We start from the raw sequence: 26,425 nt of genomic DNA on the forward strand, positions 1-26,425 counted from the left end.
CGGCAGCCCCACCCATCCGCGGGGTATGGGACCGCTTATCCGTCTGTGTCTCTACTATGGAATAGAGCTCTGGTTCATCCCGCAATCAGAACCATGGCGTAATGGTGTGGTCGAGCAGTTCAACAACCACTACCAACAGAAGTTTCTCAACCGGGTCCCCATGCGAACAGCAGATGAACTGAGAAAAGGCGCTTTGGCCTTTGAGCACAAACATAACAGCCGCTATCGATACAGCAAGCTCAATGGTAAAACACCTCTGGAAGCTCTGGCTCAGTCAGGAAAGAGACCAGGGTCAGGGTGTTATCACCTGATCCGCCTTATTCGGAGTGACTGCAAACTCGATATATTTGGTGAGTCTTTCCGGGTTTCACCAGACCTCCAGTATGAGTACGTGGTGGCGACTATCGATGTTAAAAAGCAAAAGCTCAAACTCTTCCATGATCAATTTCAAGTGGATGAATTTGATTATAAATTATCTTGAAAAAAACATATGGAATCAGGATTAACATCCTGATTCCTTTTAAACTGTTAACGATGTCCTGGCACATTTTTGTGTAAACGATGTCCTGGCACTTATCAGGTAGAGGCTCGCCTAATCCAAATTGAAAAGTCGGCCATCCTTTGGAAGGGGGTCTGCAACATCGTCGAAGACTACCCCTCTGAAAGAAGGCTCACACTGGCCAAACTCATGTCAGATGATCTCGCACTCAAAGACAGGATTGCCAAAGCTGCAGAGGAGTGTACAACTGAGTTATTCTTTCAATTTTCGGGAAAAATGAATCCAAACCGTCCTGAGTATGGACGTGTTCTGTCATGGTTAAGATGAAACAACCGCTATTACTACTATCCATAGCCGCAATTACCTTTTTTCTCAACGCTTGTACCGGGCTGGTTCCGATACAATTCAGCACGCCTGTATTCCCAGAGGCGAATATTAGAATGAGTAAAAACGGGGTCATCAGTCTGCCCGGTCTTGACCTTAAGGTTGTGCCCCGCAATGAGGATTATCCTTTTATCCTGATTGGGTTTATAGTTCCGATCATCCCGATACCCTCTTTTCTCTTTTCCCCTGATCGTCCACAGTTTGAAATTCTGCTTGTCCTGGATCCCGAAGGAGAGGATTTCGCCCTCGACCCCGGGAGTATAGTTCTCCAAATCTCGGGAAAACCGGCCATCCCGCCTGTTGGGTTCAAGCGCGGACCCGGTGCTTTTACTTCTGAGAATGGTGGAATTTTATTATCCCTTGGAAAGCCTCCAGGTGTATCTTGCAACGTTGATTCGCACTCGGATACTGTCCCAATCCCCGTATCGCCTATCCCTGTACTTGAACGCACCTGCTTCCTGTTAACATTTAATATTCGCTCCCCCTTGCCAGAGAAGGAGTTTACACTCTTCATCGATGGGGTCACAAAAGCGGGTCAACCATTTCCCATCCCACCGATCCACTTTAAGAAAGGATGGACGCTGGAATTTGATTTTGGTGTTCCTATTTGATTTGTTTGATTCCAGAGAGATGCGTGACAGGCTTACCCCAATATAAAAAAGCTTACTTGCAAGAGAAACGTTGCACAAAAACATAGGGGTTTCAAGTCTTTCCTCAAGTATTTCTTTCACAAAATCCCCTCTGCCGGCGTTTTTTGCCCATGACTGTCGAACCCGGGTTATTTGTAAATATTCGATATATGTTATAATTTTACCGGTAACCAGGAACAATATATCAATAGAAGAATAAAATGGCACCACTATCAACAACAAATATGTCTTCAAAAGGACAAACTGTTATACCCGAGGAATCTGAATCTGGGTTCAAATCTTGAATATTAAGTTTAGATATTGTTTTGGGTTTCTTTACAAATAAATACTTAACATTTAAAATGTGACTCTGAACAGAGTTCTCACGATTTTTTGCATTTGCAAAAATCGCGCCCTTTTTGAAAGCCTCTGATGAGGGCGTTGACAGCTCGAAGATATATATGATTAAATCTCAAAGTCTTGAACGAAGTGACACCAGGCAGTTAGTATGGCTTGGCCGATCTGATGTATGCATGGACAGGAGGGCATATAGCCATTCTGATACTGTAAGAACAAGGGGGTATGGCAGAAAAAGACTTAGACGCTGATGATGAAGGAGTAAGCCGTGCGCTATGTGCTTTCTTATGGAGCGTTGAGGCATGCAATTCACCAATGCTTTATGAACAAAAAACAAAAAGGAGGTAAGAATGAAGCAACCCTTAAATCTTATGTTTATCGTAAGTATGGTATGTCTGGTGGGATTTCTCGGTGGATGTGCCACAATACTGAGCGGCAACACACAAAAGGTTAATGTTACGACTGAGACCGGTAAAAAGTATACTGCCATGATCGATGGTCAAAAATTTACAGTGCCATCAATTATTGAACTGACACGAGAAAATAAGAACAAGGTATTGACACTTGAAGAGTGTCCTGATCAGAAAGTTTTACTTCACAAGGAAATTAACCCTGTATTCTTTGTGAATATACTGTCTGGTGGTGTTTTTGGTTCAACCACTGATTATGCTTCAGGTGCTATGTGGAAATACCAGCCAGAGAATGTAACTGTAAAGTGTCCATCGCGGTAAAAAAGAAAACACTATCATTCCTAAGAGGAGGATTAATCCTCCTCTTACTTTTACTCCATTTTGACATCAGCTACAGTGAAGACAATATCGAACTCGTCTCTCCCAATCTCAATGAAGTTACAATGAATCGTATTATAGAAACTGCAATTGAAAAAAATTTATATAATTCTAATATCTGGAAGTCCCTGCTACACGTAACAAATAATAAGATAAACATAGAAGACCCAAACTTTATCCTGAGCGGTGATGATTTTAGTTTGGAGAACGAACTTGTAAAAACAATTCAATCCTTTTTTGATGTGCCCAATGACTCTGTTAAACATCCAATTTGTAGGTTCCCCGCAAGATTTTTCTGGATAAAGTCTGAGCTGGATTTGAATGATAGTATATTTCCTGATGTCCGCTGTCCTGAGTTTGAAGAATACCTGAATCGAGCTCCTGCTCAAAAGATCTCTCTGGTTTTTGTCTCGGAAAATGTTTCACAGCCATCAAGTATGATGGGGCATGTCCTTCTAAAACTATCCGGATATGATTATAACTCAAACTATGTTGAGCATGCAGTTTCATTTTATACTATTATAGATACAATAAACATTCCACTTTTAATTATAAAAAGTACATTAACAGGTATGAATGGATTTTTCTCGTTATTACCCTATGGTGAGCAGGTCAAAAGATATTTAGAAGTGGAAGACAGAAATGTGTGGGAATATGAGTTGGATTTGTCTGAAAAAAGTAAGACACTCATGTATTATCATATCTGGGAACTGAGAGATTTACAAATGAGATACCTTTTTACCGGCTATAATTGTGCAACAGTAATATACAATATTCTGTCTTTGAGCTCAGAGAACTTTTTAAAGAATAACAAACGGTTATGGATAACTCCAAAAGATGTATTAAAAGAAGCATATCAAAACAATTTGATTGTAGGAACAAAGCTTATCCCATCTGATAAATGGTATATCAGAATGCTTTCTGAGGCATTAGATAGCAACAGTATTGATTATATCTATAATCTTTTAAATTTTAAAAAAAACTTCGAACGTGTCGAGCTAAGTGACGACGTCCCTAAGAGACTTTACCAGGCTGAGTTGATAAGAGCCTATGCCGGTTATCTTTACAAGCAGGAAGAGATCGATAAAAAGGAACTAAATATAATCATGAAGGTAACCGAAAAAAAAACACCATTAAACAGCACTTATTATATCGATCTTTCACAATACAAGTCTCCACTCAAAACCTTTGATGATAGTCAACTGGGGCTTGGATATAGAACGGAAAAAAACCGCAATTATATGAAACTTTACTTTTTACCTGCTTCAAATTCACTTTCGGATGATAATAGAGAATACTTTAATGAAAACTCTCTAAAATTAGGTGAACTTAGTTTATTGATATCCAAGAAATCCATTAAATTAGAATCATTTCAACTATACGCTATGAAATCTCTTATTCCTTGGAACAAATTTGTAAAAGGTACGTCTGGTGAATTTAGAATAGGGTTAGAAGAACATTACGATAAAAAATTAGAGAGTACTCTTGCAGTGAACATTTCAGGTGGTATCGGATTAACAAAAAAAATATCTACTGATATCAATACCTATTTATTAATAAATGGAGGGGCAGGCTATGGAAAATCTCGTTTCTATCTATACTTATATCCAGAGGTTGGCGCAACCGTATATGAACTTATGAATATGAAAACAACCCTTTCATACAAATATGTTTATAATCAGCTTGGGTCAAACAATTTTTATCACAACTTTGACATTACGCAATCTTTTTTCTGGCATAGGAAGTTCAAGCTATCTACAACCTTTAAGCGACGTTTTAATGATCGATACTCGAATAATACATGTGAGTTAATGTTTCATGTTTACTTTTAGCGTTGAATGTGTCGGGAAGAAAGGACAGCGTCAGAAATGGCCGGCACCGCCAAGGAATACCACAAGAACTGAGTTAGTGGGAGGACGAAGGGGACATCCTATATACCTTTATCAATACTCCATTTTAGCTGAACAAGCGCATTGCTGTCTTCCATTAGGTTAACCTGTCCCCCTGTCTCTTTGCGTCCTGGTAAAAACACAATCACAAGACAAACACATCACAAGGCTTGTCAAATGCCATTAAATGTGATATATTGACTACAAATGTATCTTTAGTTGTTTGTGCCAGTCAAAAACCTGCTGTAGCTGACAGTGATTTTCAGCAAAGCATGTTCAGGCACTCGTCAGTTACTTTCTTGTTAAATTTTTATCACTATTAATTGGAGGTAACTATGGAGACACATGAAGTTACACAAAGGCTCCTGGAAGCAAAAAAGAGAAAGGAAAAATCTTTTGCTGATTTGGGGAAACTTATCAACAGAGATGAAGTATGGGTAGCATCCCTTTTCTATCGTCAAGCGAGTGCCTCTGCAGAAGAGGCTTCAATATTAGCTTCAGAACTGAAGATAGAAAAAGAGCTCGCTGATAAGTTAACCGAATGTCCTGTCAAAGGACTCGGTCCCGCAGTTCCCACCGACCCTTTAATCTATAGATTCTATGAAATCATGCAAGTCTATGGAATGCCTATGAAGGCCGTAATACACGAAAAATTCGGTGACGGCATTATGAGTGCAATCGACTTCACACTCACAATTGATAAAGAAAATGATCCCAAGGGTGACCGGGTAAAAATCACCATGAACGGGAAATTCCTGCCTTATAAAAAATGGTAGGCTTACTGTCTGCCTATAAAATATTTAAATATAACAATGCAACTGTTCGTTGCATTGTTATATTTAACCCAAGCCAAAAACCCTGCCCTAATTATTACTTCAAGATCAGATGGTAACAACTGATTCCCTTCAATGTGAAAAATACCTTTACTTCCCTTTTCGATAATGCAAAACTACAACTCATCCTGTCCATACAAAAGTTAAGTACAAAAACACGTAATCTTAGAAAAACTCAGTCATGAGAATGTTCGGCCACTTCTGGAGTGATAAGGAGGTGATGACTATAAGATGACTTAGAAACAGGGAAGGTCTTTTACGGGTGGTGGTTGACCTTAAGAAAAGATCACCAGAATCAAGAAAACATAAATGTATAACTCATAAAATAGGGTGGGCCTTCCCCCCCACTCTCAAAAGGAAAAAAGGAGGCAAGAAAAATGTGGAAAAACAAAATATATATCTTCTTATTACTTTTTGCGGCATTTTCTCTTTTATTTATGACAGGATGCGTCAAGAAAGCAAGGCTTTATGGTGTCACCACATGGGATGGAGGATGTCCCGGCAGCGCGAGGCCAGCGTGGGATGACATGGGATTGGCCTGGTATAACGAAGTCACAGACAGTACAGCCCATGGGAAAGATGCTTTCACTAAAGATGGTCAATTCATAAACGGCAATATCGTAGATAGCATGTTTACTGATGTTGCAGTTGTTGCATGGGGAAATGACCATAACAATATCGATAAGGCTGATGCTGCAATGATCTTTATGCACGGAAGTGAAAACAACGACCGGTGGCAGGGAAGTGTCAGGGTGGATGAAGCAGGCTCAGGAAACTGTAGTACCTGGCAGGGTGATATGCGATTTGGCAACACTGATCTCGAATTCCTTCATCTATCTTCATGCAATAGCCTTGACGACAATCAATGGGCTGACAGATGGTGGCAATCCTTCAACGGTCTTCATCAGGTAAATGGTTTTCATGGTTTTATGTGGATAGGCCAGGGTCTTGTAAGCGATTACGAGGACTTTGCAGATGATGCCTTCTCTACAACCATTGTGAATGCATGGCTTGATAATATGTATCATCCGGATATAAGTGGCACAGACGATCAGTGTCCCGTTGCTTACGCAGTAGGTGCTGACAGCAATGACACATGGAACCGAATGGGGACAGAAAGATACAACAACATCCTTGGCGACCCAACAACTGTTGGATACTGGGGAGCTATCTATATTGAGAACTGTGACCCTGCAAATGAGGATGTTATAGGAAATGACATCTAAAATAAAGGAGGAGAAAAATGTTAAAAAATAAAAAGGTTTTCTCAATAATAATTGTTGTGGCTATTTGTATCTTTTCATTACAGCTGGTGGTTGCCTGGGGGCAGGAAGAAAAACGCAAAATGTCTGCGGACTACTACAGTCTTGCGAAAGAAAACCTTCCAGTGTGGGATGAACAAGTTTTGAAAGCACCGGCTACTAAAGTCTGGACTGATAAAACATCCGTAGAGGCAGTGGCCAATGCAGTAAATGATAAAGTTCTTGAAAAAATTGATAAAGAAAAAAAGACTGATACCTATCAGGATAAGGAGAGAAAAGTCAAGATTGACAGATATCGCGGTTATATCCGTTACCTTAATCAAAACAGACAGTTCCGATATGGTACCTCTCCCACAACACCTGTTGATAAGCAAGAAGCTGAAGAGAAAATATTCAAAACAGTGAAAATCATTGGGCTACCTGTTGACGAATTACAGAAAGCAAGAGTCGATACGGTCGTGTCAGAAGGAGGCTCAATAAAGGCTAAAAAGATAGACGGGAAAATATATATGGAAAGGCTTGTAACTATCAAGCGCCGTATAAACAATCTTCCTGTTTACGGGTCTATGTTAAGGGGTTCTATTTCTAACAAAGGCGAAGTGGCCCGGCTTCTTATTAAGTGGCCGGACTTTATCCCTGCCAAGACAAAACGCTTACGTGTTAGAGATTCAGTAATCGAGGAGATAGCAAAACGCATTGATGAACAGGCTAAAGGACAACCTGTTGCTGTCAATATGAAGCTTGGGCATATTCCGTCCCATATCAAAGAGAGAATAGAGTATACACCAGGAATTATTGTCACGGTATTACCATCACAATCAACCGGCTTTATATTCACCGTGCCGATCGTAGAGTAGCAAGGATTAGACTATGATTTTAACCTTAATTATTCTGAGAACTGCAAATCATGTTTTTACCGGTGACCACCCTGCATGTCATGCATGGGTGGTCTTCACGGCAGGCAGTTAGCAGGAAAGGGGGAAGACAGTAATGAAATCCTGGATTATGAGAATATTCGCAATACCTGCAACTGTACTTTTTGTTTATGGATGTGCACAGTCTGTCAAGTTAAGACAACCTGCTGAAAACAGCCAAGGCCAACGAGTCGCTATGCAAAATCAGCAAGGGGAGATCACTTTGGAGGTTGAATTTCATCCCAGAGCCGACCAAAACACTTTTGTTGCAGATTTGGATAATACACCAATTACAAGCGAATTTCCGACTTCCGGTATTCGGCGTACAGCCACAGTAAATGCTTCTCAGGGACCCCATGTTCTTCGCTTGGAAGCAGACATGTCTCCGAGCAGAGCATTTGATAGCTTGGGGCGTAACTATAATTTCACTGTCTGTAAAGCTTCATCGCCTCCGTTCTGCGATCGCTTTGCAAGGAATGGCTATCTTCGCGACAGCTATCGCTGGTTTGATGAAGGCAGTGCTGATACCTATCAGATAAGCGGCGGCCAACTGCAAATTACCGCGGGCATGGGACAGGATTTATGGGGTGGGCTCAAAAGAGGGGCTCCGGTGATGTTACATCCGGCTCCTGAAGGAAACTACGTGGTAGAAAGCCTTGTTGGTTCAGAGTGGTCGCCTGGCTCATATCCAAGAATTAATACACAAGTAGGCTTGTTTGTGTTTGAGGATGTTGAAAATTGGCTGTTCTTCGGTTTCACTTTTCACAGGAGTCAGGGGGGTACACTCCCAGACGGTAACGGGCTGATTATAACCTCGACTATTGGAAACTCATCGAGGGTAGTGTATTATGAAGATTTTGGACCACCACTCATCGGTACACTAAAGATCGAGAAGTCAGGTAATTTGTGGCGATTTTATGTTAAATCAGGTAGTTCCTGGAATCAGGTTGGCCCTCCGGTTCAGGCTTCATTTGGATGTCACGAGGTTGGAATGGGAGTAAAGTCGTTTCAAAGTGGCGGGACCGCAGTACGGGGTCATTTTGACAATTTTTGCATCCGATAGTTAACAACGGTTTGCCCAGTAAAAGAAACCAATTTTTCACAGAGTGATATCCTTAAAACATTACTCAGGGCGTTTTGGAAACACGGCCTATGCTGCCACAAAGCAATGCAACCGAGTTTCCCATGCAGAACGCTGTCCAGTATTAACTGAACCGCCCCGGACAGATCTTCCTGGATAAAAACGTGAACTTTTGCTATGAGTCCCGCCATCGGCGGGACTCATAGATTTGCTTCAGGCTCCCACCATACAAAACCCCACGGTTTTGCCCTTGCCTTTCACCAACCGTTTCCGTTATATTGCATATAATAATGTATAATCTTCCGGCAGGGGACTTCCTGCCTGTGCATTGCACGCAGACGGGTCTCACCATTAGCTCATATCCTTGCCGGGCGCACACAATCCGGGGCAGCCGACAGCGTAAATGCCGCGGCGGAACTCTACGATATACAAATGATTACTTTTATATTGAGATGCTATGAATAGACTGATTAAATTAGTCATCAAATCCCTACTACTTACATCAATATTGATGTTTGCAGGAGTTGCCCTGTCTCAGGCTGCTGAGTTGCAGAAGTTCTCTGACGCAAGATTGATAAATAATCCGGCAAATGATGGAGATAGCTTCCTTGTGAAGGCTGATGGGAAAACCCTCCATGTGAGACTCTATTTTGTTGACTGTCCTGAAACTTCAACGAGTTCTAAAAGTGATGCACGACGGGTAAGAGAACAAACACGCTATTTCGGACTGTCCAACCCGGCACGTATCATTCATTTCGGTAACAAAGCAAAAACATTTGTTGAAGGCAGGCTTGCCAACCCTTTTACTCTTTATACTGCCTTTGCAAGTGCGATGGGAAGATCATCCAGTGGGCGGGTATATGCATTTATCACTACATCAGATGGAAATGATTTGGCAAGTCTGCTTGTTAAAAAAGGGTTAGCCCGCACACGTGGTACAGGTAGAAAAACGCCTGACGGTATACCTCGCAGTGAAATGATTAAGAGGCTTAGGGATATAGAGATTTCGGCAATGTTGAAACGTATCGGCATTTGGTCGGAGAGTGATCCTGATCGAATTGCCGAGCTTCGTGCCAAGGAACGTCGTGAAGAGGGTGAACTGCAGGAAATACAAAATCAAGTTTCTAAAGCCAACTCCCCAAAAGGGTTAGTTGACTTAAATACTGCAACCGAAAAAGAGCTTCAGTCTATCAAAGGAATCGGTCCGGTTTATGCGGCAAGAATTATTGCCGGACGCCCCTATAAATCCATAGATGACCTGCTCAAAGTAAAAGGGATTGGCCGTAAAAAGCTTGACAAGATTCGAGCTTATTTTACAGTTGGAAGATAATTATAAAAAAACGCTGGTAGCCGGACTAAACAAACATATTATTATCTGATTTAACAGGAGGGCTTGATAATGAAAAAAACCGATTGCAGGAGTTACAAAAATCGGGGTTCCCGGAAAACATTTCGTTTCTTTGGGGTAGCAGTACTGATAGTTTTAATGTTGGGAGGGCTTATTTCGGTTCTTGGTGGCTGTGCAGGTACCAGGCAGGCAATTGAAAACAGAGAGATGTCATTAAGTGCAAAGATGTCGGATACCATCTTTCTTAATCCTGAAGTACTTGAAAAGAATAACAGGATATATGTTCGCGTTACAAACACATCTGATTTTCAGGAGATAAATTTTGCTCAGCTTCTAAAAAATAAACTTTCCGCAAAGGGGTATACAATAACGAACAAACCATCTGAGGCTGGATATATAGTACAGGCAAACTTTCTTTACCTTGGTGCAAAGAAAAAAGACCTGACAGCAGATGGAATGCTTGTAGGTGGTTTTGGTGGTGCACTGGCTGGGAGCGCAATAGGAAAAGGCCGGCGTGGCCCTGCACTTGCAGCAGGAGCAGGAGCGGTAGTAGGAAGTGTAGTCGGTGGGCTTGTTGGTTCCATGGTACATGTGGATACATATTTGGGGGCAGTGGACATTCAGATCAAAGAGAGAGTGCCTGGAGGGGTGATTGGCACAATGCGGACAAATGCAAAACAGGGTTCTTCAACAACTCTGAAGACTACGCGGAGAATAGAATCGAAATTTCAGGAGTATCGAACCAGAATAGCTGTCAAGGCAACACAGACGAACATTGACAGGGTTAAAGCATGTAATGCAATAGCTCAAATGCTGGGTTCTAAAATAGCCGGTATGTTTTAAAATAACCGGAAACTTCTCTGGTTACATTTGTATAAAAAATCGTTAAACTAATAAATGACAAGATGTTGGTACATCCCGATAAAAAGGCAAAAGTCATCGGTCTCATGTCCGGCACGTCTCACGACGGGGTGGACGCTGCGCTGGTAGAGATAATGCCGGGTGGTACTACCGGGAATAACGCATCTGCAGACAGCATTGAATTAATCAAACACCTTCACCGTCCTTTCAGTAAGGCGCTGAGAGAGGAAATACAAGGTGCATTTTCCGGAAACACGGAACATATATGCAGGTTAAACTTCAAGCTGGGAGAGGTCTTTGCAAAAAGTGTACTATCCATGCTTGAGGTTTCAGGATTAAGCCCTGCGGATATTGATGCCATAGCCTCTCACGGCCAGACTATCTATCACATCCCACCTTCAGGCAGCCCGTCAAGGAGAAAATCCGGCTCTACCCTACAGATAGGTGAGGCGTCAGTGATAGCGGAAAGGACAGGCATTATGACCATATCTGATTTCAGGACCCGCGATATGGCTGCCGGAGGACACGGTGCACCACTGGTCTCGTTTGCGGATTATCTGCTTTTCAGAAAAAAGGGACAGACGATGGCTGTATTGAATATAGGAGGTATTGCCAATGTGACACTCGTTGAAGAGGAGATAGACAACACCATTGCCTTTGATACAGGTCCTGGAAATTCATTGATCGACGAGTCAATAAAATATTACTCATCCGGCAGACTCGCTTTTGACAGAAATGGCTCTGTTGCAGAATCCGGCCGGCCGGACAAGGGACTACTGAAAGAACTCCTGAAACATCCATACCTGAAGAAGAGACCACCAAAGACAACAGGCAGGGAGGTCTTTGGTGCAGAGATGGTAAAAGATATTTTCAGCAGATACGGCAAGCTCGCTTTCGAGGACATCATAGCAACACTGACCCATTTCACGGCAACAAGCACTTACAGGGCAATAATTCCACATGGGCCTGATGAGGTCATTGTAACAGGCGGAGGCACGAAAAACAGGTTTCTCATGAAACTCATCCACGGGATGTTCGGGGCAAAAGCGATCACTGTCAACAATATATCAAAATATGGTATTCCTCCTGAAGCAAAAGAGGCTGTAAGTTTTGCCCTGCTCGGTTATCAGACCCTGAACCTGCAGCCAGGCAACCTCCCCTCTGCCACAGGAGCGCATAGCAAGGTGATTCTCGGCAAGATAACCCTGCCATAAATTAATGGTTGAAAAACCTGATTAATGTAAATACCTCACAGGGTTTTCTGTAATACAGCTCATTACAACCTGTTCATCAATCCCCATCCCTATCAGCCTTTCTGAAACCTCGGTAACCGTCATACACCCGCCCGAGAGCCTGCCGCCACTCTCTGTTATACCCTGAGACTTCAATGATGTCCGTGTCTCTTTTACTGAATCTGAAACAATGATTATCCTTTCAGGATTTTTAACCTTGAATATAAGCTCAATTGTCTTTGCATGAAGATGAAATGGATCTGATATCACTTCAATAAAAACATCCTTATTCATGAGTCCAAACCCTGCAATTCCGGGCTCCCGGTGATGAAAGCCCCTCATGGCATTGAATAGATGTGTAATCCCCCGTGCCCCGGAATGAAAACCCCTCTCAGCCTCAGCATAAGTAGCATCAGAGTGCCCCATACTGACGATGATTCCCATACCGGATATTTTTCTTATCAGTCCCTCCGCACCCTTAATCTCCGGCGCAATGGTCATAATCCTTATAATATCTTCAAACCCATCGATCAGCATTTCAAGGTTGTACTCTTCTGCTTCAAGGAATGCCCCGGCATCAAGGGCACCACATTTTACTGGATTAAGAAAGGGGCCCTCAAGGTTTATACCAACAATAACTGCACGCCCATCTTCTCCCGCTTTCTGCCTCTCAATTGCACTCCTGATTGTGGCCATGTTTTCACGCATTACCTCAATGGCGGCAGGGTATACGGTAGGGATGATCTCCGAGACCCCCAGGCGGCCATGGATTTCCGCCATCTTCAGGATATCCCCAGCAGCCACCGTCCTCGTATCATAACCACCTATACCGTGAGTATGTATATCTATAATCTTCATTAATTCCTTCAGCCTTTACCCTCTTCAGCCCCACCACTCAGCCCCCTGAAGACAAAAACGCCAAAAAGCAACCCGACAAAAACGTATATGCCTCCCTCAACATGCCTCCCGAACAGGAGCATCCCAAGCCCTATGGTAATTCCGTAAATAAATATACACCCATAAAGCCAATCCCTGATAGAAACCTTTAACCCCTGATTCAAATTCTCCGTGTGATGGAGCTTCCCCTCTATCCTCTTCCACCCTGCCCCGCCTACATTGACCTTTCTGTAAAATTCCAGCAGGTGTTTTTCATCGACTGGTCCGGTTAACAGGGTTACCGTCACCCAGATGACTGTGGAGAAGAATATTATAAGGAAGAGTTTTTCATAGAAAGGGAACCCGGGGTGCGCAACGTAAATATAAGAAGATATAAGTGTGGATGCCACCATGGCCGAGACTTCACTCCAGGCATTCACCCTCCACCAGAACCAGCGCATAAGGTAAACCAGTCCTGTGCCGCTTCCAAATGCGATGAGGAATTTAAAGACCTCCACGATCGAGGTGGCATAGTATGTCACAACTGCGGTTATCAGGCTGAGGACGAGTATGGAAATCCTTGTCACTGTTATGTAATGTTTTTCAGAGTTGTTGCGGTTGACGAACCTCCTGTAGAAATCATTGATGAAATACATGGATGAAAGGTTCAGATAGGTGCTGAGGGTGGACATGAATGCAGCAAAAAAAGACGCAAGCATAAGCCCCCGGACTCCCTCGGGAAGCAGGTCAACCACCATCATCGGATAGACGGATTCATGGTCAGTTACAGCGGGATAAAGTATGAGCGAGGCGACTGCAGCCACTATCCAGGGCCATGACCTGAGCGCATAGTTAGCAATATTAAAATACAGGGTTGCTCCGACAGCATGTTTTTCATCCTTGCATGAGACCATCCTCTGCACAATCACCCCGCCGCCATCAGACGAATACTTGGACCACCAGCTCATGCCCATATAGGCGATAAACATCAGCACAGGCAGACTGAAAAAACCGCCATCAAGGGGTGGAAAGAAATCCGTATAATGCTGTCCGCTTCCGTATATGGAATCTATCCTTGATGTGAGCATATTCAGTCCTCCTACCTTGTCAACAGCAAAGTATGCGATGAGCACCGCCCCTATCATGGCAATGATAAACTGAAGAAAGTCTGTAACGATCACCCCCCAGTAACCGGACATCAGGGCGTATACTATGGTTATGCCGCTTGATATGAAGATGGCCTGCCACTTGTCCCACCCCATGGTGACATCGAGTATCTTTACCATGGCAAGTATTACCTGGGCCTTTATGATCGTGTGAATGAAGACTGAAAAATATATCGCCTTAAAACCCCTCAGGATCAAGGCAGGCCTTCCAGAATAACGCATCTCTGTAAGCTCCACATCAGTCATCACCCCTGCAGACTTCCACAGTTTTGCAAAGACTGCAACAGAGAGCATACCGCTTATAACAAAGCACCACCATTGCCAGTTTTCGTAAATACCCTGAGATCGGACGAGCCCTGTAACATAAAGGGGAGTGTCTGATGAAAACGTAGTGGCAACCATTGAAGTTCCTACGAGCCACCACGGGAGGTTTCTTCCCGAGAGAAAAAACTCTTCGGTGCTTGAGGATGCCCTCTTGGTAAAGTAGAGCCCGAGCACAAGGGACATCACCATATATGCAATTATGATTATCCAGTCAATCTGGGTTATTCTCATGGCTCTATATTAACCGGAAGCTTTCCCTTAAAATCCATCTCTCCCTTTAAACACCTGACAACAGAATGCTGTGCCTGCCGGGTCACGCTATAGGCGGCAATCAGCATATCAGCCTCTGAAAAATGCCTGAGAACATAAGGACTCCCAAAGGAAACCACAATGGACTTTCCCGCCCTCCTGATACATTCCTTTATCCTGCCCTTCTCTTCATCTTCTATCCCTGAACTCCCCTTCCATGCAGCAACGCTGCCGAAGATGGCAAAAATCACTGTATTCAGCCCGCCTATCCTATCCCCTTCCGATTCTTTTATATTAAACACCTGCACATCATTGCCTGAAAAATTCCTCAAAGGAGACTCCGTGCCATACCCTTCATCCCCGGCAAAAATAATACAGGTCTCCCCTGCATCCTTAAGCGGCAACAATCCGGGAATTCCTTTCACAAGGGTTATGGACATATCAGTAATCCGTGATGACAATTCAACATGCTCCCGGTAATCGAATCTCCTCTTTCCCCCTTTCTTCAACTTCATCTTGACCCTAAGTATCCGTTCCACCGCCATATCTACCTGCCCCTCGTCAATATCTCCTGATTCAATAGCCGCCACAAGCCCTCTGACAGTTGAATCAGCATCTGCAGGATGGAGCAGTATATCCACACCTGCCTTAATACATTCTGCAGGTATATCAGTAACATTCTGAAGGGCATCCATGCTGAGGGCGTCCGTCAGGATCAGGCCATCAAACGAAAGCTCCTTTCTCAAAAGGCCGGTTATTATGCTTTTTGACAGCGTTGCAGGCCCTGGATCAATAACCGGGATACTGAGATGCCCCACCATGATGCTGCTTACCCCTGCATTGATGGCCTCTGAAAATGGCAGGATGTCTGTCTTCATCAGGTCCCTGAGGGGTTTATTAATCACTGGGAGTGAGATGTGAGAGTCTGTGCCGGAATCACCGTGGCCAGGGAAATGTTTGGCACAGCTTATGAGCCCAGCACCTTCGAGCACCCTTACGTATTCCGAGCCGAACCAGGCCACAGTCTCTGGGGAGTCGGAAAAAGCCCTTGTACAGATAATCGGGTTGTCCGGGTTCTGATTCACATCGAGCACAGGAATTAGAGGCATGTTTATCCCAATATCCATTGCCTCATCAGCTATTGCCTGTAAGGCCTTTCTTAAGATTGCAATGTCTTTTGGGTCCTCTCTGTTGATTGCCGCAGCCATGGCCATCTGAGGAGGGAACCTCGTAGCCCCTGTAACCTGCTGTCCCACACCCTGCTCAATATCAGAGGCCATAAATAGGGGCAACTCTGACAGGGACTGGATTGTATCAATAAACCCCTTTAGCTCATCCCTCCTGCCCCCAAATATTATAAACCCGCCGATCCCTTTCCGGACAAGTTCGAATATCCCATCCTGATATGTCCTTGAGCTGAGCCGTTCCCCGTCAAGCCTGCTGATGATGAGTTGATACAGTTTCTGCTCTAATCCGTGCACAGGACATTATAAACTACAGGGGAGTGAGAATTAAACTCTCATCCGAATGTCTGATAAACATGGTTGTTGGAAGATTTAGGCTTTTCCTGCTGTATCCGGGTATAATATAACCATGATAGTTAAAGAGAGACATAATCTCCTTACTGTGGTGATTATCACATCTTTTCTGCTATTTATGGCCCTTGGCTGTGAACCTATCACTGAAAAACAAGGGATTGATAGAAATTTTAATTCTGACAGCCCGGGAGGTGAGATGACCTTTTTAGCAGAAGTCAGATGGATTCCCCTGGAGGGTGGATTCTATGGCCTGGTGGCCAAAGACGGCAGACGTTTTCTGCCCGTCAACCTGCCCCCGGAGTTCAGGCAGGATGGATTGGATGTCTGGGTCAGAGGAAAACCCGCAGATGTAGCCACCATTCAGATGTGGGGGACGCCTTTTGAGATTTATGAGATAAAAGTCAGCGAAGAGCCTTGAGCATTAAAGTTAAAAATCAGGCCTTGAAGTCAGCATACTGACTACACATTTTTTTCCAGAGAGACAAATTCCTCCATGGCATTATCAATCTCAAAGAGTATGCGCCCTGTCTTTAATGCCTGAATTGACAGGGGATTGGCATCATTAACCATGTTCCTGAAAGAATCAATTCCATAGCTGAAGAAATTCAGCACCCCAGACGGGTCACGCTCCCTCAGAAAAAGATTATCTTTCAGGAAATCAACTGGAGTTCTGTATAGTACGAGTATATTTACCGGAAGTGAAGGGGGTGGCACATCTTCCCCTTCCGGATTGAAGACGACCACTGCGAGGGTATCAGCACCCCTGTCTTCATGGAGGCGAAGGATAAAATTCGAGAGCGGTTCAAAGAAAAACAGATCAACCCAACTCTGTCTCAACAAATCCCAGGATAGCCTTTGCACTGTCGATTGCCTCCTTTGCGGTCTCCTCATCAAAGTAATCCTTTGGAGCGCCTTTTTCAAAACAATAAGGATATCTTGATGGAACAAAAAAGGTGTCAAGAAGACGCGCCTTATGCAGTAATTGCTTTGTTGCAGTCTCCACCCTGCTCAGAAGAAAATAGACCGATGAACCTGTTGCAGTTATGCCCTTCCTCGTAAGGAGCCCTGTAACCCCAAGCATGGCAGCATGGTGGGAAAGAAAACAGGCATCCTCATAAAAACCCCCGCTCTTGGAATGCTCTGCTGATGCTACGGTCCTTTTGGCCTGGTTTATCCAGTCTGTAACCCTCATTTCCTACACCTCGGTTAAAAATTCACCTATACTGTCAAGATTGCGTAAACCAAAGCTGAATTATCAACTCCTGGGTTTTGCCAGTATCTCAAGCACCCTCAGGTCAAGAAACCTCTTTGAAGCGGCTGACTTTACAATCATAACCGTGTCCGCCCCCCTGCCGGTACCCGCCACGGTCAGGACCTCTGCACCCTCAGGGATAAGACCTGCGTCAACCACCATCATCGCCATTTCACAGCAGACCTTTGGTCCCTCCCCGAACCTCCTGAGTGACTGGGCAACAATAAGTGTAGGATAGAGGCCGTTGAACTTTGAAGACAGGGATGTCTCAAGGGAATGAGTAATCATGGTACCGGTGTATACCTTTGCACCATTTGACTCGATCTTTCTTGCCACCTCAGCAGGCATCTCTATGGTATTTGGCTCCCTGAATCCGTGAGAATGCGTAACAACCACGATATTCACCCCACTGTCCTTTAAAGCCTCACTGAAGCGGAGCCCTGTCTCACCGGTGGTGGAGGCAATCACAAGATCACGGATATGCCCCTCTTTGAGTATATCCTGGACAGCCCTAAGGCAGTCCTCTGTATTATCACGACCTGGTTTCTCAAAATATAATACCTTTCTTTCCATTAAAAGCCCTCCATAAAATATTTATACCATAAAGAAAAGATAAAAACAAGCAAAAACAAAAAACCTGTCACCTGCCAAGCATCTCTTCCGTAGTTATCAATACAGAATCTGCAAGCGCAGTCAGGTCGTACCCGCCCTCAAGGGAAAATACAGTGGGGAGTCCATCTGCTGCTGTGAGTATACCCCTTGCTATACTTCTTATCCCCTCATCCGTCACATGAATGCCGGAGAGGGGGTCTTTTGCGTGTATATCGTAGCCAGCTGATATCAGGATGATATCAGGATTAAAAGAAGAGACAAGCCCCTGGAGCACCTCCGTATATATATGTGTGTACTCTTTATCCCCTGAACCGGACGGTAAGGGGATATTATACGTAAACCCCTCTCCCTTACCGGAGCCCCTCTCACGCTCACTTCCGGTGCCGGGATAATGGGGGTACTGGTGGGTACTGAAGTAGAAGACCGTATCGTCCTCATAAAAAATATGCTCTGTGCCGTTACCGTGGTGGACATCAAAATCGACTATAAAGACCCTGTCATACCCCAATCTCCGGGCATATCCGGCCCCCACAGCCACGTTGTTGAATATGCAGAACCCCATGGCCCTGTCTGCCTCTGCATGGTGTCCCGGCGGGCGGACTGCACAGAATGCACTATTTATAACACCCTGATGACACTTCTCAATGGCTTCCATAACTGCGCCGGCAGCATGGAGAGCCGCCTCAAGGGTCCCTTCGGACATAAAGGTATCAGCATCAAGATAACCTGTGCCGAAGTTTTTTATCCTCTCAACATAGTCATGGGTATGAACAGCCTCTATCTCTTCAAAACCTGCCTTTCTGGGTTTGAGATGGATGAGGGACTCCCATATATCGGATTTCTGCAGTCTGTTGTGTATTGACTTAAGGCGTTGCGGAGATTCAGGATGCCACTCGGGTGTCAGATGATTCAGGAAGACGGCGTCATAAATAAATCCTGCCTTTTTCATGGACGCTCCATCTAAACGGTTACAATTTTTAACTCTTCCACCCGGCCTTCTTTTATGCTGAAGGCACGCACAACCGGTTCATCATCATTCATAAGACTGATTATAATATAGGCAAGGTCGTCATAAAAGGCAAGCCTGACATCCTTTGCTGATGGAAAAGCCTCTGATGCGGGGTGGGAGTGATATATTGCCACCATCTTGAGCCCCTTCTCTCTGATGGCCTTCATAACCTGAAACTGCTCTTTTGGATCCATATAATAGCTGACAGGCGAGTGCTCTGTGTTGACCATTTCAAAGACCTCAACAACTTCATCATCTGCTCCGGCGAGTATACCGCACACCTCTTCGGGGGCACCTTCACGGGCATGATGGATTAACCTATCTAAATGCTGCCTGGAGATCTTTATGGATTTCATGTAATAAGGTCATTATCCAGACTCTTTTTCAACATTAAGCTAAAAATCAACTCTCAGAAGCGAGGTTGAGTACAGGATACCGGAATGTTTCTTCTGTATCATCGGTAAAGGCAGGGCAAACCTTACATTATCCTTCTTTATCTCAACAAAACTCCTTGTCTCTGCAACTCCAAAAACGAGGCCGCCCAATGTACCCACAGCCACTCCCATACCAAGCTTCGCAGCAAAGTCATCCTGATCAACAAGATAAATAGCGCCTCCGAGTATGGCACCAACCACTGCCCCATACAGTGCATCCCTGTAGACTATCTCTCCCTTGGCCCCTGCTGCAAAGGCTACACTCTGAGACAGGAAAAGAAACAGGACAGTAACAATGAGAAACTTCTTAAACATATACAACCTCCTTAACATTCACTGATAACTCCTTGGTATTTTAACATGTTTGACCAATTGAAATGAAGCTCAAAGATTAAAAAAGAGAAAAGGAAGTTAATTTTTCTTAAAGCCTATCTCCCCGGCATCATAAATATGTCGGTTGCCATCTCCTTATCCACTGCTATCTGGGTATGCCCAAGCCTGAAGACATACGATGGGAAGGTCTGCATCACTTCAATGGTGACTCCCGGCAATATACCCATGGTCATCAGTTTCTGAAGCTTTTTATTATCCCTCGTGTGCAGGTATGCCACCCTCCCCTTTACACCCCTCTTGACATCAGCCAGGCTCGAAACTATATTCCTTGCTGTCTTTACAGAGTCCCTGCAACACCTCCCTGCAGGGATGGGTCTGTTATGAGGGCAAACCCCCGGATGGCCTAAAAGGGTGCAAATGCTTTCCTCCACCTCCCTGCGGAGCAGATGCTCAAAGAGACATGCATTCTCCTCCATCAGCCCTCTGTCCAAATCAAACACATCAACCATCAGACGCTCTGCCAGCCTGTGTCTCCTTACAGCACTCTCAGCCTCTCCCATCCCCTCCTCTCTCAACGTTGCTGAGTCAGGGGAGACATCAATATAGTTTAACGACATAAGTTCCTGAATCTCCGGAGCATCCCTGTCTGTCTTCAGCTCCTTCAAGCTTACCCTCTCCTCTCCCATCTCACGGATCATTATCCACAGATACTCCAGTATTTCCTCAGCCTTGTTGCTTAAACGCATTTCTCTTCTCCTTCCATTTTTTAAATAGTTTTAAGAGGCCCGATTCTCCCGGGACTTCATACCCGCAGTTTGGGCATTTAATCATACTGCATGACCTTCCCACAGGGCAGCCATTACAGGCGGCCTGTCCATCGCTTTCATTAAATTCAAGTCCACACAACCGGCATTTCATAAGGTCACCCCCAGGCCATTGAGAATGAGATTAACAACAAACCCTACAAAGAAGGCAAAGGGAAAGATAAAGGCAGCCATACCAACCGCCATCTTTACCCCCCGCTCCTTTATGGTAATGGAGAGCTGTGCAATACAGGGCATAAACAGGGCAAGGGTAATAATAGAGACAACAAGCGGGATACCGTCAAGGATTCCTGCATTCTTCAGGTCATACAGGCCTGCAGCCCCGAAATCCCTCCTGAAGAAACCGTAGAGAAAGGCAGTCGCCGCCTCTTCCGGAAGCCCTATCCACTTAACAGGATACGACAGAACATTAACAATTATGTCAAAAAGACCTGTAAGCTTTCCTGCCCAGATAAGAACGCTTGCGAGAATAAAGAGTGGAAAAACTTCCTTAAAATACCACTCCACCCTTGTGTACGTCTTGGTAAAGACGTTTGAGAGCTTCGGCCATCTGAGGGGTGGCACCTCCATATAGAAGAGGGGACGTTCGCCGGGCATGAGTCTTGCCGACAGAAATCCGACAAAGAGAAAGACCGATGTCATTACAATTATAAATATTGCAAGGGCCTTTACATTACCTGAAAGGAGGGCAAGAATCACACCAACCTGTGCAGAACACGGAATCGCAAGGGAGAGCAAGAGTGTGGCTATCACCCGCTCCCTCCGTGTCTCCAGTGTCCTCGTCACCATGGTTGCCATGGTATCACAGCCGAACCCCAGCACAACAGGAATTACAGCCCTGCCATTGAGTCCGATCTTTTTAAAAATCCTGTCCAGGAGCATGGCAAGCCGTGGCAGATACCCTGTATCCTCTATTATTGAAAATGCAATGAAGAAAGTGGCCACAACCGGCAGGATAATGGCCACGGCATATCTGACACCAAGGGTGATTATCCCGTACTCGTTAACAAAGAGGTCCTGAACCACCTTCCAGGGAATGATTGATGTTACTACCCCTGTAACAAAAGGGTTTATGTACTCTCCAAAAACCCTCCTTTCCAGGAAATCAACAGAGACCTGTGCACCAAAAACACCCACGAATTCATACAAAGCATATATTGACAGCAAGAGAAAGGGAATTCCTGTCAGAGGATGCATCATGAGCTGACTCAGCCTTTCTTTCAGGTCAGTCCTTCTTGAAATCTCAATTGTAGCAGCACCTTCCACCAACTTGGTTATAAACGCCTGCCTTGCCAGTGTGATAACGTAGTTTAACGGCTGACTGAACCCTCTCCCTGCCTCCTCAGCTATCTTATAAACGGCTACACCCCCATCCTTCTCCCGCTCCCTGATCATGCCCTTTATCTCAGGGTCATCCTGGAGTAAAAGCAGAGCCACCGCCCTCTTTGAAATACCGTAGCTCCCCTCCAGACCCTCTTCAATCCCCTTTATGGCTGACTCAATGAGCCCGTCATACCTGAGGGGCACCCTGCTGACATGCTTTTCATATCCCGAAATGGTCTCTTTCAGGAGGTCCATTCCCTTTTTCTCTGTAGCAATGGTTGCAACAACAGGTATTTTCAGGGCCTTCCGTAAAACATCAAGATCAATCTTCATTCCCAGCCCTCCGGCCTCGTCCATCAGGTTGAGGTCAAGGATAACGGGAAGCCCTGCCTCAAGGAGCTGCAGGGTCAGATGGAGCATCCTTTCAATATTTTTGGCATCAGCCACATGGACAATCACATCAGGGTTCTCCCCCATCAGTACCCTTCTGGCAACACGCTCCTCCTCGGTTATGGGAAGGAAGGAATACATCCCGGGGGTATCAATTACCCCAAATTCCGCATGACCGATCACGGCCCTGCCCCTGGTCACCTCAACGGTTGTCCCGGGATAATTCGAGACCGTCACATATTTCCCGGTGAGGTTACCAAAAATAACACTCTTGCCCACATTGGGGCTTCCGACAAGGACAACCTTTCTCAAACCCTCCACTTCTTCATCAACGTTTCCATGACAGTTACACTTTGCTTCTTTTGTCTTTGCATTCATTATTTTTTCTCTCCCGTCACAAACTTATATATGGCATCCGGGGTCCAATCGCCAGTTCCCGGAAGGCAACCGTTAAACATTGAAGCCCTTTTATTGTACGATTGAACAACTGTTCAACTAAATATCAAAATAAAAGCGATACCTGTCTTACATATCCTCAACGTGCCTCAGACACTCATCAAAGAGGTTCTTTATATGTATATCATCAAGTGAATAGTAAGCCATCTTTCCTTCCTTCCTGTATTTTACGAGCTTCATATTTCTGAGCACCCTCAACTGATGAGAAACAGCGGATTTTGTTGCACCCAGCAGGTTTGCAATGTCACACACGCAGAGCTCCTCCTGCGACAGGGCAAATATTATCTTTACCCTTGTCGGGTCACCGAGCGCCCTGAAGGTCTCTGCAAGGAGCTGTATTGTCGACTCCTTCTTCATCTTCTTTTCAACAGAAACCACCTTCTTCCTGTCAACATAGGTAATCTCGCAGATCTCTTCTTTTGTCTTCTTCATTCAATACACATATATGAACAAACGTTCAACTGTTTGATATTAACAGTGGCGGGGTATAAATGTCAAGAAAAGAGTTTAGGAGTTCCCCCTCTACCTGGCCCCGTTTACAATTTCCAGTACTATCCGGTCGACCTCTTCTGCTATGGTCTTAATGTTTGCCTCCGGATAGAAATCCGATATTATCTTTGGTCTCAAGGCGCTTATGTAGGTTTTACCGTTCTCTACATAGACACTGATGGGGCATGGAAGCATGAGGGCTATCCTGACGTCGGCCTTCAGGACCTCGTTTGCATATTTGGCATTACATATCTCGATAATCTTTAACGGCTCCCTCTCAAACCCCTTACCCGCAAGCGTTGCCTTCACATCATGAACATGCAGCACTCCAAACCCCTTCTCCTTTGTCTGTGCTATGACTGCCTCCACTGCCTCATCAAAACCCTTGCTTGTCTCAACCGTGTAATCAAACTTTTCCATTCCGAACCTCCTTGAATTAAAATGCCCTCAAATTGAGTGATCCATACCCGAATCCGGCGATAAAAACCTCAAACAGGGAAGGGAAGCGGTATGATAGAGTCTGAACGGTTTTAATTTCGCAGTAAATTCACCCGGATGGTGAATTGCGAAATTCCCTCGGAGATGGACACGATGTCCATAGAGAATGAGTGAAGACTCTGTCATATCGCTTCCAACAACCGTTTAACTCCGGATTCGGGTATCATTAAATTTATCATCTCCCCATAATCTGCATGTACCGTGCAATGCCGTTCCTTGTAATCAACCCTATGACCTTGCCTCCTTCCGTAACCACAAGCCTTCCCCTGTCCTCATTCAACATCAACTCCAGGGCCTTTATGACATCGGTTTCAGGGGAGACCTCCCAGCGCCTGCTATGTGAGACCACCACGTCGGAAACCTTCACATCCCCCCACTCCTCCCTTGGAACTTTCTTGATATCCTTAAGGGTTACAAAGCCGAGAAAATTTTCATTTTCAAATACGGGAAAACCTCCAAAACCATACTTGAGAAAATAATGATTCACTGCCTCATCTATTGTAACATCCGGAGTGAATGCTACAATATCAGTGATCATTACATCCCTCACCTTAATGCCCGAAAGGGTCTCCTGAAGGCTCGCCTGTTGATAACTTGTCTGCGCCGCCGTATAGAGAAACCAGCCGATAAGTATCAGCCACAGACTTCCCGGAACACCCATAAAGACTGAAAACAGACCAAAGAAGATAAAGAAAAGAGCTATCCTCTGTCCGAAAGTGGCGGCTCTTCGTGTGGCATAGAAAAAATCACCTGTCCTTTTCCATATGACGGCCCTCAACACCCTGCCTCCATCCATGGGAAATCCCGGTATCAGATTGAAGACTCCGAGAATGAGGTTAAGCTGTGCAAGATAGGAAAAAAGGGCCTTCACTCCGGCACTGGCCGCAGCAGCATAGAACAGAAAAAAGAGACCAGCAAGAAAGAGACTTGAAATCGGCCCTGCAATCGCCATCCTCAGCTCTGCCCTGGGGGTCGGAGGCTCTCCCTTCATCTGCGCAACACCACCAAATATAAAGAGCGTTATACTGACAATTGATATCCTGTATCTCCTGGCAACAAAGGAGTGTGCAAGCTCATGGAATGCCACAGAGGCAAAGAGGAGGAGTGAGGCTATGGTACCTTTAATCCAGTAAGAGACAGCCGGAAGGTCAGGCGCTGCTTCAGGAAAATAAAAAGTAGATAATGACCAGGTTATCAGGCTAAAGACAATAAGCCACGAAAAATGGATCCGGATAGGTATTCCCATTATTTTCGTTATTTTCCATGAACCGTGAAGCAATGTTCCATTCATCGAAAGCCTCCTTTTTCAGTCCGGCTGCAGGGAAAAGCAATCAAACAGGCAGAGAAAGAGTGACAATCATTGAATCCTCTTATGAGAGAAACCCTTGGTATGGCTCCTGTCCCGCCAAATCCCGCGTTATAAAAGATTAAGCCTGTTTCTGAGTTCAAATCCCCTCAAACTCCCTGACTTCCTGTTACCCTTATACTGAACCATCACCTTATGTGTATCCCCCATCCCGAGCAGAAGCCCTTTAATCTTCGGTATCTCACTCTGAAATCCGGGATCAGCACTCAACATCCCTGAAATAACCCTGTCAATACCGAGCGAGACGAGAAATGTACCCTGGGGACAATACCCTATTGTCCTCATCCCCACATCCTCCCCCCAGTCCCTGAGGGCGGAAAAGTTAACATGGGCAGTAATATCCTGTTCTCCTATGTATCCATACGGGTCTTCATTACAGGTATGTCTGTGATAACAGAGCAGTGTACCCCGGCTCCTCTCCTCTGCATAGTATTCCCACGAAGGATAGCCGTAATCAATGGTGATAACAAAGCCTTCGGAGAGGAGATTATTTATCTCTTCAAGAAACCCCCTCAGCCTCAGGTTCACCTCTGTCCTGTAACCGGTTATCCCGGGTATCCGGTATCTCCTGATGTATTCTTCCAGAAGGGGAGTGCTTAACGCCCCCATGCTCTCTTTAAATCCATCTTCCGCCACATCCACATATACCTCGGAAAAGGTATCATTCATCTGAACTACATGTGCGGGAAAAGCGTCGAGCAGCTCATTTGAGACAACACACCCGCAGAACCTTTCCACATCGGAAAGAGAGGAGACCCACTGAACTATCCCTTTATACTTCGAGAGTGTTTCTTCCTGCCCCTGCCGCATATGCGGATTTCTTTCAACGATTATGTAATGCCACCTATCGCCCCAGTTGAACTCTCTCCTGATGTACGAGATAATCCCCTCTGCCAGAAATCCCCTGCCTGCACCGATCTCAAGAATGGTGAACTCCTTGGGCTCTCCCAAAAGCCTCCTCATCTCATCTATCTGTATCGCCAGGAGCCATCCAAAAACCGGGTGAAGATGCGGAGATGTGAAAAAATCACCATCAGGACCTATGACGGATTCCACGGACATATAATACCCGTATTCCGGCTGGTAAAGGGCCATATCCATAAATCTCTCAAACGTTATGGAACCCCCCTGCTTAATTCTCTCGCTGATTATCCTTTTAAGCATATCCCGTGATTAAATCCCGATAAGTAGATTATAATACAATCCCTG

At 44.9% G+C, this 26,425-nt stretch carries 28 protein-coding genes; 13 read left to right on the forward strand and 15 right to left on the reverse strand.

Translation table 11 applies throughout. The features are described from left to right. From VST71_10795 to VST71_10850, 12 genes are all read left to right on the forward strand, one after another. Window positions 1–481: integrase core domain-containing protein (locus tag VST71_10795; GenBank protein MEC4686205.1), on the forward strand; the 481-nt coding region annotated here is incomplete at its 5' end. Between the two features lie 332 nt (window positions 482–813). Beyond that, complete coding sequence (locus tag VST71_10800) at window positions 814–1,494, forward strand: hypothetical protein (GenBank protein MEC4686206.1); 681 nt, start codon at window positions 814–816, stop codon at window positions 1,492–1,494. Window positions 1,495–2,094: 600 nt separating this feature from the next. Next, entirely contained in the window at window positions 2,095–2,217 is a 123-nt protein-coding gene (locus VST71_10805) for a hypothetical protein (protein ID MEC4686207.1), read from the forward strand. A gap of 2 nt (window positions 2,218–2,219) precedes the next feature. Further along, window positions 2,220–2,600: an adenosine deaminase gene (locus VST71_10810; protein ID MEC4686208.1), complete on the forward strand. Its 381-nt coding sequence runs from the start codon at window positions 2,220–2,222 to the stop codon at window positions 2,598–2,600. Continuing rightward, complete coding sequence (locus VST71_10815; GenBank protein MEC4686209.1) at window positions 2,552–4,489, forward strand: DUF4105 domain-containing protein; 1,938 nt, start codon at window positions 2,552–2,554, stop codon at window positions 4,487–4,489. The genes VST71_10810 and VST71_10815 overlap by 49 nt, the downstream gene beginning before the upstream one ends. 392 nt (window positions 4,490–4,881) lie before the next feature. Next, window positions 4,882–5,322: a cyanase gene (gene cynS / locus VST71_10820; GenBank protein ID MEC4686210.1), complete on the forward strand. Its 441-nt coding sequence runs from the start codon at window positions 4,882–4,884 to the stop codon at window positions 5,320–5,322. 434 nt (window positions 5,323–5,756) lie between these two features. Further along, window positions 5,757–6,605: a DUF6345 domain-containing protein gene (locus VST71_10825; protein ID MEC4686211.1), complete on the forward strand. Its 849-nt coding sequence runs from the start codon at window positions 5,757–5,759 to the stop codon at window positions 6,603–6,605. A gap of 17 nt (window positions 6,606–6,622) precedes the next feature. Beyond that, on the forward strand, window positions 6,623–7,498 hold the full coding sequence (locus VST71_10830) for a hypothetical protein (GenBank protein ID MEC4686212.1): 876 nt from the start codon (window positions 6,623–6,625) through the stop codon (window positions 7,496–7,498). A gap of 133 nt (window positions 7,499–7,631) precedes the next feature. Further along, window positions 7,632–8,618, forward strand: a complete 987-nt coding sequence (locus VST71_10835; GenBank protein ID MEC4686213.1) for a hypothetical protein — start codon at window positions 7,632–7,634, stop codon at window positions 8,616–8,618. 475 nt (window positions 8,619–9,093) lie between these two features. Continuing rightward, the gene (locus tag VST71_10840) at window positions 9,094–9,966 is read left to right on the forward strand and encodes a helix-hairpin-helix domain-containing protein (GenBank protein ID MEC4686214.1); all 873 of its coding nucleotides are present in this window, start codon (window positions 9,094–9,096) and stop codon (window positions 9,964–9,966) included. Window positions 9,967–10,035: 69 nt separating this feature from the next. Next, window positions 10,036–10,827: a complement resistance protein TraT gene (locus VST71_10845; GenBank protein MEC4686215.1), complete on the forward strand. Its 792-nt coding sequence runs from the start codon at window positions 10,036–10,038 to the stop codon at window positions 10,825–10,827. 62 nt (window positions 10,828–10,889) lie between these two features. Further along, entirely contained in the window at window positions 10,890–12,059 is a 1,170-nt protein-coding gene (locus tag VST71_10850) for an anhydro-N-acetylmuramic acid kinase (GenBank protein MEC4686216.1), read from the forward strand. A gap of 21 nt (window positions 12,060–12,080) precedes the next feature. Here VST71_10850 and VST71_10855 read toward each other — a convergent pair whose 3' ends face one another. Genes VST71_10855 through VST71_10865 form a run of 3 tightly spaced genes read right to left on the reverse strand, consistent with a single transcriptional unit; the run spans window position 12,081 to window position 16,173 of the window. Next, the gene (locus VST71_10855; GenBank protein MEC4686217.1) at window positions 12,081–12,935 is read right to left on the reverse strand and encodes a hypothetical protein; all 855 of its coding nucleotides are present in this window, start codon (window positions 12,933–12,935) and stop codon (window positions 12,081–12,083) included. An 8-nt stretch (window positions 12,936–12,943) separates the two neighbouring features. Then, a complete protein-coding gene (locus tag VST71_10860) occupies window positions 12,944–14,674 on the reverse strand; it encodes a sodium:solute symporter family protein (GenBank protein MEC4686218.1) in 1,731 nt (576 codons plus the stop codon). Further along, complete coding sequence (locus tag VST71_10865) at window positions 14,671–16,173, reverse strand: glycoside hydrolase family 3 N-terminal domain-containing protein (protein ID MEC4686219.1); 1,503 nt, start codon at window positions 16,171–16,173, stop codon at window positions 14,671–14,673. The genes VST71_10860 and VST71_10865 overlap by 4 nt, the downstream gene beginning before the upstream one ends. 253 nt (window positions 16,174–16,426) lie before the next feature. Between VST71_10865 and VST71_10870 the strand changes: the two genes are divergently transcribed. Then, complete coding sequence (locus tag VST71_10870; protein ID MEC4686220.1) at window positions 16,427–16,648, forward strand: hypothetical protein; 222 nt, start codon at window positions 16,427–16,429, stop codon at window positions 16,646–16,648. Between the two features lie 41 nt (window positions 16,649–16,689). On the opposite strand, the gene VST71_10875 is transcribed toward VST71_10870, so the two are convergent. The 12 genes from VST71_10875 to VST71_10930 form a co-directional block, all read right to left on the reverse strand. Next, window positions 16,690–17,067, reverse strand: a complete 378-nt coding sequence (locus tag VST71_10875) for a hypothetical protein (protein ID MEC4686221.1) — start codon at window positions 17,065–17,067, stop codon at window positions 16,690–16,692. Then, window positions 17,048–17,422: a HEPN domain-containing protein gene (locus VST71_10880; protein MEC4686222.1), complete on the reverse strand. Its 375-nt coding sequence runs from the start codon at window positions 17,420–17,422 to the stop codon at window positions 17,048–17,050. Before VST71_10880 ends, VST71_10875 begins: the two co-directional genes overlap by 20 nt. Window positions 17,423–17,485: 63 nt before the next feature. Continuing rightward, on the reverse strand, window positions 17,486–18,055 hold the full coding sequence (locus tag VST71_10885; GenBank protein MEC4686223.1) for a pyruvate kinase alpha/beta domain-containing protein: 570 nt from the start codon (window positions 18,053–18,055) through the stop codon (window positions 17,486–17,488). A 67-nt stretch (window positions 18,056–18,122) separates the two neighbouring features. Further along, window positions 18,123–19,043: a histone deacetylase gene (locus VST71_10890; GenBank protein MEC4686224.1), complete on the reverse strand. Its 921-nt coding sequence runs from the start codon at window positions 19,041–19,043 to the stop codon at window positions 18,123–18,125. An 11-nt stretch (window positions 19,044–19,054) separates the two neighbouring features. Then, window positions 19,055–19,459: a M67 family metallopeptidase gene (locus tag VST71_10895; GenBank protein MEC4686225.1), complete on the reverse strand. Its 405-nt coding sequence runs from the start codon at window positions 19,457–19,459 to the stop codon at window positions 19,055–19,057. A gap of 39 nt (window positions 19,460–19,498) precedes the next feature. Beyond that, window positions 19,499–19,852: a hypothetical protein gene (locus VST71_10900; protein MEC4686226.1), complete on the reverse strand. Its 354-nt coding sequence runs from the start codon at window positions 19,850–19,852 to the stop codon at window positions 19,499–19,501. Between the two features lie 113 nt (window positions 19,853–19,965). Beyond that, complete coding sequence (locus VST71_10905; protein ID MEC4686227.1) at window positions 19,966–20,616, reverse strand: metal-dependent transcriptional regulator; 651 nt, start codon at window positions 20,614–20,616, stop codon at window positions 19,966–19,968. A 168-nt stretch (window positions 20,617–20,784) separates the two neighbouring features. Then, window positions 20,785–22,785 (reverse strand): ferrous iron transport protein B, encoded by a 2,001-nt coding sequence (feoB, locus tag VST71_10910; GenBank protein ID MEC4686228.1) that lies wholly within the window; start codon window positions 22,783–22,785, stop codon window positions 20,785–20,787. 147 nt (window positions 22,786–22,932) lie between these two features. Next, window positions 22,933–23,295 (reverse strand): metalloregulator ArsR/SmtB family transcription factor, encoded by a 363-nt coding sequence (locus tag VST71_10915; GenBank protein ID MEC4686229.1) that lies wholly within the window; start codon window positions 23,293–23,295, stop codon window positions 22,933–22,935. 90 nt (window positions 23,296–23,385) lie between these two features. Continuing rightward, a complete protein-coding gene (locus tag VST71_10920; protein MEC4686230.1) occupies window positions 23,386–23,772 on the reverse strand; it encodes a DUF302 domain-containing protein in 387 nt (128 codons plus the stop codon). Between the two features lie 253 nt (window positions 23,773–24,025). Next, complete coding sequence (locus VST71_10925; protein ID MEC4686231.1) at window positions 24,026–25,141, reverse strand: site-2 protease family protein; 1,116 nt, start codon at window positions 25,139–25,141, stop codon at window positions 24,026–24,028. Window positions 25,142–25,267: 126 nt separating this feature from the next. Beyond that, a complete protein-coding gene (locus VST71_10930) occupies window positions 25,268–26,380 on the reverse strand; it encodes an SAM-dependent methyltransferase (protein ID MEC4686232.1) in 1,113 nt (370 codons plus the stop codon). Between the last annotated feature and the right edge of the window lie 45 nt (window positions 26,381–26,425).

This window comes from Nitrospirota bacterium, from assembly GCA_035873375.1.
In the GTDB taxonomy this organism is placed as follows: Bacteria; Nitrospirota; Thermodesulfovibrionia; order Thermodesulfovibrionales; family JdFR-85; genus BMS3Bbin07.